Source organism: Sphingobium sp. DC-2 (genome assembly GCF_000722555.1).
Classification (GTDB): Bacteria; Pseudomonadota; Alphaproteobacteria; order Sphingomonadales; family Sphingomonadaceae; genus Sphingobium; species Sphingobium quisquiliarum.
Map to the genome: position 1 here is coordinate 1 of NZ_JNAC01000121.1, position 3072 is coordinate 3072.

1 protein-coding gene is annotated in these 3072 nt (G+C 58.9%); it reads left to right on the top strand.

Annotated elements, in window-relative coordinates:
• Window positions 1-173 precede the first annotated feature (173 nt).
• Window positions 174-3072 (top strand): Tn3 family transposase (locus tag ET21_RS0121035; protein ID WP_030541217.1); only part of this gene is annotated, 2899 nt, incomplete at its 3' end.

Consider the following 3072-nt stretch of genomic DNA (forward strand, 5'->3'; position numbering starts at 1 on the left):
TGTGCAGCGATCGACAGGACGGATTTGGCGCGCATACCGGGGGACTATAAGGCCCAGTCGGCCCCAAGCTGCGATTTTGGCCAAGTCGGAGAACGTTTTGGGAACGTGGCATTCGGTATTGACGATGGAAATCATAGAAGAGGACAGTTCGCTCCATCATAGGGAGTGGGTTGATGGATCGGAGTATTCCGGGCGGGGATTTGATCGGACGATGGAGCCTGAGCTTTGCCGATATTGATTTTGTAAATTCGAAGCCGGCCCTGACGCGCCTTGGCCTCGCCGCGCAGCTGAAATTCTTCGCTTCCCTGGGGTTTTTCGCGATCGATCCCGGCTCAATCCCTACCGATGGCCTCTCGTATCTGGCCGAGCAACTCGGTGTCGAGGCTGGCGAGATAGCCGGTTATGACTTTTCCAGTCGGACAGCACGACGGCATTGTGCGGAGATCCTGATCCATCTTGGATATCACCGCATGAAGCGGGTGGATCGCGCGCAATTGACGGAATGGATTGCTGGCGAGCTGTGCCCGGGCGGCCAGTCGATCAATGCCATGCTTGAGCATGTTTTCCTGTGGTGCCGGGACCGGCGTATTTATGGGCCGTCGCGCAAGGAGCTTGAACGTGTCGTTCGCTCACAACGGCAAGATTATCTGGACACCTGGCTGATCGGAACCAGTGATCGGCTTTCGTCAGATGCGGTGGCGTTATTGGAAGCCTCGCTTGCCGATCCGGACAGCTCGACCGGATTCAACAGGATGAAGGGTGACGCCGGACAGGCAACGCTCGACAACATTCTCGACGTGACCGAGAAACTCGCCTTTATCCAGAGACTTGATCTTCCCCATGATCTCCTGACGGCTACGGGCAAGCCATGGGTCGATCAGATTGTTCGCCGCGTTGCCGGTGAAAAGGCCTCGGAGATGCGCCGGCATGCGCCGGCGCGACAGCTCGGCCTTTATGCGATTTATCTAATGTCGCGGGAGGCGCAACTCACTGACGCGATGATCGACCTGCTGATCGAAACCGTTCACAAGATCGGAACGCGCTCGAAACGCAAGGTGGTGGGCGATATCGCGAAAGACATCGAGCGGGTCTATGGAAAGGAGCGCCTGCTGGTCGAGATCGCCAGCGCCTCGATCAATGAACCATCGGGGCGCATCTGCGATGTCATTTTCCCGATCGCCGGTAAGGCCAAGCTGGCGGCGATCGTCAAGGAGAGCCATGCGAAGGGCGCTCTGGACCGGCGCATCTACAAGGTGATGCGTGGTTCCTGGGCCAATCATTACCGGCGCATGCTGCCAAGCCTGCTTTCCGTACTTGAGTTCCGGTCGAACAACGCGGTGTGGCGGCCGGTCCTGGCGGCCCTCGACTGGATCAGGAGCAAGGTGGATGGCGGATGCCGCTTCGTGCCATTGCAGGATGTTCCGATCGATGAGGTGATTCCAGCGCGATGGCGCAGTTCCGTCATTGATGACGATGGGCGGGTAAACCGGATCAGCTATGAGCTTTGCGTCCTGACGCAACTGCGCGACCGCATCCGCTCCAAAGAAATCTGGGTGGTCGGGGCGGATCGCTATCGCAATCCCGATGACGATCTTCCCAAGGACTTCGAGATCAGGCGAGATGCGTACTATTCCGGCCTCAGCCTGACGCCAGATGCGCAGGCGTTTTGCGCCTCGATCCGGGAGGAGCTTGAACGGGAACTGTTGCTCCTCAATGCCAATATTCCACAAAACGACAAGGTCCGGCTCCTGTGGCGCGGCGACAACCGGATATCGATTACACCGTTCAAGCCCTTGCCCGAACCGAAGGGTCTCGCTTCGATCAAAAGCGAGATCGGTCAGCGCTGGCCGATGACCGGACTGCTGGACGTGTTGAAAGAGGCTGCTCTGGACACGGGATTGATGGATGCTTTCGAAACGTCGGCCTCGCGGGTTACCCTGTCGAAAGCAGCCTTGGCTCAGCGTCTTTTGCTGTGTCTCTATGGCTTGGGCACGAACGCCGGGCTCAAGCGGGTCGCTGGCGCAACACCCGATGTCAGTTACGAGGAATTGCTGCATGTCCATCGCCGTTTCATCCACGCGCCAGCGCTGAGGGAGGCGTGCGCGCGGGTAGCAAACGCGACACTGGCAATCCGCAATGCCGCAGTATGGGGAGATGCGGGCACGGCATGCGCGTCCGATTCAACGAAGTTCGGCGCGTGGGACCGCAACCTGATGACGGAATGGCACGCCCGCTATGGCGGCCGTGGCGTCATGATCTACTGGCATGTGGAGAAGCGCGCGACCTGCGTTTATTCCCAGCTCAAGCGGTGCTCTTCCTCGGAGGTCGCCTCCATGATCGAAGGCGTGCTACGCCATTGCACCGACATGGAAATCCAGCGCCAGTACGTCGATAGCCACGGCCAGAGCGCAGTCGGCTTTGCGTTCTGCCGACTCCTTGGATTTGAGCTTGCCCCGCGGCTGAAAGCAGTGGCACGCCAGAAACTGGCCCTTCCCCAAGCCGGCATGCGCACGCGGCTTTCCAATTTACTGCCGATCCTCTCCAGCCCGATCGACTGGGACGAGATCGAGCAACAATATGACGAAATGGTCAAATATGCCGCTGCCATGCAATCGCGCACCGCCGATCCGGAAGCGATCCTGCTCCGGTTTGCCAGAGCCGAAGTGATGCACCCGACCTACAAGGCGCTGAGTGAACTCGGCCGCGCGGTCAAAACAATCTTCCTATGCCGGTATTTGCGTCAGGAGGCATTCCGCCGCGAGATCCACGAAGGGCTGAATGTGGTTGAGAACTGGAACGGCGCTAATGGTTTCGTGTTCTTCGGCAAGGGCGGCGAGATCGCCACCAACCGCATCCATGAGCAGGAAATCTCCGTTCTGGCGCTACACCTCCTGCAAGCGTCGCTGGTGTATGTGAACACCCGCATGCTTCAGACCGTACTGGTTGAGCCGAAGTGGGCGGGGCGGATGACGCCGGAAGATTATCGTGGTCTCACGCCGTTGATCTACAGTCATGTGAACCCTTATGGCCGCTTCGACCTCGACCTGAACGACCGGATTGATTTTGGACGGC